This is a genomic window from Clostridia bacterium (assembly GCA_024653205.1).
Taxonomy (GTDB): Bacteria; Bacillota; DSM-521; order Neomoorellales; family SLTJ01; genus JANLFO01.
Genome location: JANLFO010000020.1, coordinates 38,390 through 44,697 on the forward strand (window position 1 = coordinate 38,390; position 6,308 = coordinate 44,697).

Annotated in this window: 11 protein-coding genes; 1 reads left to right on the forward strand and 10 read right to left on the reverse strand. The window is 66.3% G+C overall.

Annotation, left to right across the window (positions count from 1 at the left end; genetic code table 11):
- Positions 1-87 precede the first annotated feature (87 nt).
- The 6 genes from NUV99_09870 to NUV99_09895 form a co-directional block, all read right to left on the reverse strand.
- Complete coding sequence (locus NUV99_09870; GenBank protein ID MCR4420403.1) at positions 88-501, reverse strand: HEPN domain-containing protein; 414 nt, start codon at positions 499-501, stop codon at positions 88-90.
- Positions 482-877 carry a nucleotidyltransferase domain-containing protein gene (locus tag NUV99_09875; GenBank protein MCR4420404.1) on the reverse strand — a complete coding sequence of 132 codons (396 nt, stop codon included), beginning with the start codon at positions 875-877 and terminating at the stop codon, positions 482-484. The genes NUV99_09870 and NUV99_09875 overlap by 20 nt, the downstream gene beginning before the upstream one ends.
- Positions 878-904: 27 nt before the next feature.
- Entirely contained in the window at positions 905-1,336 is a 432-nt protein-coding gene (locus NUV99_09880; protein ID MCR4420405.1) for a peptidoglycan recognition protein family protein, read from the reverse strand.
- 96 nt (positions 1,337-1,432) lie between these two features.
- Positions 1,433-1,627 carry a YvrJ family protein gene (locus tag NUV99_09885; protein MCR4420406.1) on the reverse strand — a complete coding sequence of 65 codons (195 nt, stop codon included), beginning with the start codon at positions 1,625-1,627 and terminating at the stop codon, positions 1,433-1,435.
- A 136-nt stretch (positions 1,628-1,763) separates the two neighbouring features.
- The gene (locus tag NUV99_09890) at positions 1,764-1,985 is read right to left on the reverse strand and encodes a DUF2922 domain-containing protein (GenBank protein ID MCR4420407.1); all 222 of its coding nucleotides are present in this window, start codon (positions 1,983-1,985) and stop codon (positions 1,764-1,766) included.
- Positions 1,986-2,024: 39 nt separating this feature from the next.
- Positions 2,025-2,249 (reverse strand): DUF1659 domain-containing protein, encoded by a 225-nt coding sequence (locus tag NUV99_09895; protein ID MCR4420408.1) that lies wholly within the window; start codon positions 2,247-2,249, stop codon positions 2,025-2,027.
- A 377-nt stretch (positions 2,250-2,626) separates the two neighbouring features.
- Between NUV99_09895 and lexA the strand changes: the two genes are divergently transcribed.
- On the forward strand, positions 2,627-3,217 hold the full coding sequence (gene lexA, locus NUV99_09900) for a transcriptional repressor LexA (protein MCR4420409.1): 591 nt from the start codon (positions 2,627-2,629) through the stop codon (positions 3,215-3,217).
- A gap of 284 nt (positions 3,218-3,501) precedes the next feature.
- Here lexA and NUV99_09905 read toward each other — a convergent pair whose 3' ends face one another.
- The 4 genes from NUV99_09905 to NUV99_09920 form a co-directional block, all read right to left on the reverse strand.
- Positions 3,502-4,209 (reverse strand): hypothetical protein, encoded by a 708-nt coding sequence (locus NUV99_09905; GenBank protein ID MCR4420410.1) that lies wholly within the window; start codon positions 4,207-4,209, stop codon positions 3,502-3,504.
- Positions 4,210-4,524: 315 nt separating this feature from the next.
- Positions 4,525-4,653, reverse strand: coding sequence for a hypothetical protein (locus NUV99_09910; protein MCR4420411.1), 129 nt, complete (start codon positions 4,651-4,653; stop codon positions 4,525-4,527).
- Positions 4,654-4,729: 76 nt separating this feature from the next.
- On the reverse strand, positions 4,730-5,041 hold the full coding sequence (locus tag NUV99_09915) for a hypothetical protein (GenBank protein MCR4420412.1): 312 nt from the start codon (positions 5,039-5,041) through the stop codon (positions 4,730-4,732).
- Positions 5,042-5,087: 46 nt separating this feature from the next.
- Entirely contained in the window at positions 5,088-6,242 is a 1,155-nt protein-coding gene (locus tag NUV99_09920) for a S8 family peptidase (GenBank protein MCR4420413.1), read from the reverse strand.
- Positions 6,243-6,308 lie beyond the last annotated feature (66 nt).

Genomic DNA, 6,308 nt, shown 5'->3' on the forward strand with positions numbered 1-6,308 from the left:
CGCAAGTAGAGTATAGCAGAGCCGCTTTTGCCGTGTCAAGCTCAGCTGCCCCGCGCGCCCGGAGCCGGCTACCCGCAGGTCCCTCGGTCATGGCTCGGGCGAAAGCCTTTCCCGCACGAAGGCCACCACTTCTTCCGCCAAGCGGGCCGCCTCTTGTGCCGCCTCCCCGGTGTAGACCCGTGCCGGGATGCTGTCCGGCAGCCCGTTGGGGTAGCGGGTAGGCACGTAGTATCCGTCCAGGATGGACCAACGCTTGACCCTTTGGGCGAACTCCGGCTCCCACCGGGCGGCCTGGTGGCAGAGCCGCTCCAGAGAGTGCCCAAGCACTACTTCCTCGCCCTGAGCGTAGATGAAGGCCTTTACCGCCTTTTCTCCCACCTGTTGGGCCAGGAAACAGGCCAGGTGATAGCCCCCGCGCGCGGCCAAATCTTTGGTCCAGCGCAAGTCCTCCTCGGCCTGGAGCAGCCAGCGCCGGCCCTCTTCAAATGGGGTTCTTCTCATAGAGGACCACTTCCTTCGCCAGGAGGTGCTTGAAAAACGGGGATTCCTTGAGGGAGGCCATTTCTTCCGCCGTATAGCAGAACAAGTCCACGTCTACCGGCAGGGCCAGCAGGGGATAAAGCCGGCGCAGGCGCTCTACAAAGGGCAGCTCGGTGCGCATCACTACCAAAAGGTCGAGGTCGCTCCTGAGATCGGCCCGCCCTTCGGCGTAGGAGCCCACCAGGCTTACCCGCTCCACTTCCTCGAGGGCGGATAGCGCTTGCACCGCCCGCCGCAGCGATTCCGCCAAGAGCCGCCGATACCGCTCGCGCTCTCCGGCCAGCCCTTGGGACCCGGCCAAGGCAACTCCGCCCGTTTTTCGTCCCTTGCCGGCCAAGGTATTGCCGCCTCCCCTACCACCAGTTTACCAGAACCCCGGCCGCGAATAAACCTTCAGTTCCTGACGCAGCCCGGCCAGGTCCAGGTGGCGGCCGGGGCAGAGGGTGGCCGCTCCCGGCACCTCCCGGTGGCCCAGGACCCGCGCCGGCGGCAGGCCCCACACCCGGCAAAGGCAGAACAGCAATTCCCGCAAGGCCGCTTCCTGGGCTTCGGTGGGCGGCCGCTCCTCCAGGTTGCCGATGACCGCCACGCCTATGCCCCGGCGGTTCATGTCCGACGCCGCGCAGTGGGCGCCGGGAAGCTCCAGGCTCCTCCCCCGCACCGAGCGCCCGTCCCTCTCGATCAGGAAGTGGTAGCCCACGTCCCGCCAGCCCAGGGACAGGTGGTATCTTCTCACCTGCTCCGCGTCCTTCTCCTCCGCGCCGGTGTGGTGCACGATCACGTAGCGCCAATCCACGTCTCTCCCTCCCTATCTATCGTCCGGCGGGTTTCCGGGGGCGTCCGGCGCCTCTTGCTGCCCGAGTCCGGCACCCGGCAGCGGGCCCACCGCGAGTCAACAGCCGTAGCCACCTTCCACCATGCCCTTTACCTCGGCGTAGTCCACGCCTCCCTGGCGGGCCACCACCACGGTGAGGATGGTTACCGACTTCTGCAGCTCCTTGATCACCGGCTCCAGCCGCACCAGGAGGTAGAAGGCCACCACCATGGGAAAGCCGTAGTTGGCGGCGAGCCTGAACAGGTCTTCCACAGCTCTCACCTCCTCACATGGTTTGTCACCCGGGTTATCCGGATCCCCCGGCCGGCGCCCGCGGGCGAAGGTCACGGCTCCCCGGGCAGCCGGGGTGCGGGCGGGGAGTCCGGCTCCCTCCCCGCCCTGTCACGGGCTAGAAGCTAAACTCCTGCACCACTTCGGATACCTCCACCAGGCGGGCGTCCACCTTGGCCACCAGGTCACCGCCGCCGGTCTCGAACACGTTCTTGGCGATGATGGCGTCCATTACCGCCCCCACTTCCTGGGCGGTAAGACCGGCCTTGGGGTCGGGCACCCTCAGGGTGGCGATCCGTCCGGCAGCGTTGCGGAAGCGCAGGTCCAGGCGCTGGGCCACGGCGCATCACCTCCCTTCTCTAGGATTAGGCCGCCGCGATTAGGCGCTGATGAGGCTGGAGAGGGTCTGGCGCCTGACCTCCGCCAGGGGGTAGGCCACCAGCCCGGCTACCGCCGCGCCCACGTCATAGGCGTCCTGGTCGGTGGCGGAGGGCTTGAGGCTGGCGTACCGCAGGCTGCGGTAGACCGGGTTGCCCTCGCCGTCGGTTCCGGTCTGGACCAGCACCACCAGGGTGCTGTCCACCGGGGTAGCGGATACGGGCATATGCGTTCCCTCCCTTCTCTTGGCGTGACCGGGGCCGGTCCCGGCCGGCGGGACGTGGCCCCGAGCGCGGCTACTATCCGTCCGTAGCGTATGCGAGGCCGGTTCGGACGTGCCGCCTATCAGCTACGGGCAGATGATAACTCCGGCCCCGGTCCGGGGGCAAGGGCGGCAGGCGGGCGCCTGCGGCCATGTACTTTCTTGTCCGCGCCCGGACCCCTTTTCTCTGTTCCTGGCATACATTTTGGGGGCTTGTTCGTCCGGCCTTGCCGGAGGTATCATATGATCGACGGCAGGTATGAGCGGGCCGGCGCGGCTGCCGCGTGCGCGGGCGGGCACGGCCCGGGAAGCAGCAAAGAACGAGCGGGGAGTGACGGAGAATGAACCTGGGCGAGAGGATAAGGCGGCTGCGGGAGGAGAAGGGCCTGAGCCAGGCGGAGCTGGCCCGCCGGTCGGGCCTCAGCCCCCAGTACATGTGCGACATCGAGCTGAATAAGGCCAACCCCGGTGTAAGGACCCTGGAGCGCATAGCCCTGGGCCTGGGGCTGCCGGCGGCGCGGCTCCTGGAGGACCCTCCCGACCTGACCCGGGCGGAAGCGGTGGTGGAGGTGCCGGTGATCGGCCGGGTGCCGGCCGGCGGTCCGGTGATATCGGAGGAGACGGTCATGGGCTACCTGCCACTTCCCCGGCGCTTCGCCGAGGAGGGCTTCATCTGCCTGGAGGTCAGCGGGGACAGCATGGAGGGGGTGGGCATTTACCACGGCGACCACGTGCTGGTGAGGCTGCAGCCCACGGCGGAGAACGGCCAGACCGTGGTGGCCCGGGTGGACGGGGAGGTCACGGTGAAGCGCTTCTACCGGGTGGGGAACCGGGTAAGGCTGGAGCCGGCCAACGCCGGCTACCGGCCCATTGAGCCCGAGCAGGTGGAAATAATCGGGGTGGTGAAGAAGGTGATCCGGGACGTGTACTGAGGGTGACTTTAGGTGCTGAGTTTTTGCGCTGTACGAAGAGTATCTTTGAGGCCGGACAAGTCGGCCGCCCGGCCGGAACCGGGCAAGGTTCGGGCGCGCCGGAGGGGCAAGGCCGAAAGGGGTACGGTGGTACCCCTCGCGGCGCTTTCCCGCTTGCGAAAGCCAGCCTAGAAGTTGTCGCCCAGCAGGAGCAGGATGAGGATCAGGAATACCACAAAGCTCCGGCGATCCCACCCGGAACGGGCAAGTTCCACTTAAGACCCCCCTTCCCAAGCTCAGGTGCCTTACACCTTCAGGGTATGACCCGCGCCGCCGGTTGGTTCCTGCTGGCAGCGCGGGCCCTGGTCTCTCAGCATCTGGGTGAGGAGGCCGGCCGCCAGGCGCTGGAACTCCGGCATTTTTATCATCTTGGCCATGACCTCCACCGAGTGGCGGCTCAGCACCGGGATTTCGGCGGCCATGGTGCTGGCCCCGGGCTGTCCCAGGTTGTTCCTTACCTGCTCCAGGATTTTTAGGAGGCCGTCCAGGAACTCTTCGAACTGCTGCAGCCATCCCATTATTTCCTGGATTCCGTTGCTAAACGTTCCCTCGATAATGCCCCTCCGGACGTTCTCTCGCCCCAATAGACCGAGCACCCGGACTAAGGGAGCCGGGGCCGGATCAGGGGGGTCGGCGCCCGCGGCAGGCAGGTTATCGTCTGCGGGCGCCCCGGGTTTCCCGGGCTCGGCCGGCGGCAGCGCCGGCTCTGCGGGCGGGAGTGCCGCCGGGGTCGGAGCCGTCTTCGGTGGCGCCGAGGTGAGGGCCGGCGCCGGCGGCGCCGGTTGCCCGGCCGACGGCGCGGCAGGAACCAGGGCCTGCTTCAGCTCCAAAAGCCCCCCTTTGAGGGCCCTCTGGCGCTCCACCAGTTCCTCCAGGCGCCTTTCCTGGCGCGCCAGCGCTTCCTCCAGGGCCTCCAGCCGGTACCATATGCGGGGATGCGGTACGGCTGCCATATATTTCCACACCACCCTTATGCGCGGCGGGGCCCCGGCACTCGGCCAGGGCCCCGGCTGGTCCGTTCTTACTTACCCCAAACCGGGATAAAGAAGAAGAACAGCAACGGGATGAACAGGATGAACAGCAGGATGAAGATCCACCAGAAGCCGCCGGGAGCTGCCGTTTCCAGTTGCACCGCCTGCTACCCCCTTTCTCTTGGTGATTGCTTCCCATATCAGGCTATGCCAATCAGCCGATGGTGGTAACCGGTGGGTGCCGTGCCTTCAGCTTCCAGAGAGATCTTGGAGCCTCCGGCCGGCACCGCCCGTGCTTTACGTTTGCTTCTTCTTGCCCGGAGTGTCGGGAATGAAGAAGAAAAACAGGAGCGGGATAAACAAGACAAACAACAGCAGAATAAAGATCCACCAGAAGCCGCCGGGAGCTGCCGTTTCCAGTTGCACCGTTGCTACCCCCTTTCCTCGGCCGGTTGCCTCCAAACCAATTTATGCCAACCAAGGAAAAGTGGTAACCGCGGGACTAGCGGTTCCTCTCGAGACTTTTAACGAAATCCCACACCTCGTCCGGCACCGCCGACCCCTTATCCCCCAAGAGCTGACGGAGGAGCCCGGCCAACTGCCGCTTCTCCTCCGGCCCCAGGCCGGCCAGCAGGCCCTCCACCTGGGAGCGGGCGTCCGACAGGTTATCCCCGGTAAACCCCAGGTCGGCCAGCCAGGAACGCAGCTGCTCCTCCGAAGGTTTCAAGTCGCGAAAGGCTTCCCAGAGCGAGGCCCCGGTTTCTTCTTCGATCTTCTTGGCCAGACGCAGCAGTTCGGACCAGTCTTGGCTCATGTTGCTCCCTCCTGCCTTATGGGGTTCTGCAAACTCTTGCCTCCCGCTAGGAGGCTTGGGCCCACAGGCGGCTCCTGAGCCTCCGCACCAACGCCAGGGCGCTGGGGACCCCCGCCCCCTGCTGCTCCTGAGAAAGACCGGCCACCGGCCGGCAGTGGGAGCGGATAAGCTGGCGCAGGCTGGCAGGCGTGAGCCGCGGCTCTAGCTCCAGGGCCAGGGCGGCGATGCCGGCCACGTGCGGGGCGGCCATGGAGGTTCCGCTCAGGGTGCGGTAGCCGCCGGGATAGGTGGAGAGCACCTTGTCTCCGGGAGCGATGACCCCCACTTCCGGCCCGTAGCTGCTGAAATCGGCCAGGCTCCCCTCCTGGGTAAGGGCACTCACTGCCATTACTTGGGAGTAGCGGCCGGGCACGGTCACCGACTCCGGCAGGCCCAGGTTGCCCGCCGCCGCCACCAGGAATATGCCTGCTTTGTAGGCTTTTTCTACCGCCCGCCTGAGGGCCAGACTATCCTGGACCATGCCGAAGCTCAGGTTCACCACCCTCACTCCCTGGGAGGCGCACCAGTCCAGGCCTTCCAGGATAGAGGACAGCCGGCCGTTGCCGGAGTTGTCGAAGGCCTTAACCACGTAGAGCTGGGCATCCGGGGCCACGCCCACTACCCCCAGGCCGTTCTTGGCCGCGGCCAGGACGCCGGCCACGTGTGTGCCGTGGCCGTTGTCGTCCTGCGGAGGCCGCCCCGGGCGCAGGAGGTTGATGCCGTCGCGCACATTGGGCTTTAGGTCCGGGTGATGCAGGTCTACCCCGGTATCGATCACCCCTACCTTTACCCCGGCGCCGGTGGCCGTGGGCCAGACCGGCGGCGCCTCCACCCGCGCCACTCCCCAGGGGATTTCCTCCTTCGGCTCCCCCGCCTCGCACACCGCCGCCGGCAGGTCGTCCTCTACCGCCTCTACCTTGGGGTGCTCGGCCAAAAGCTTTAGAGCTTCTTTTCCGCGCGGAAACAGGCCTACCGCGGCGTCGGCCAGGGGCACGGTCTTGAGCAGCCGCCCGCCGAAAGCCTCCACCAGTTCGCGGTATTCTTCCGGCGCTACCCCCTGCCGGAACACTACTATCTTAAGGTCCGGCTGCTTCGCCGCCGCCCGGGTCAGAAATGCGGCGGCCAGCAGCAAGTACCAGGACGGGATCAAAAAAGGCAACATTACCTGCCCCCCTCGTATAATTTGACCTGCAGGTTATCAAGGAACGCCGACACAGGCAACTGGTAA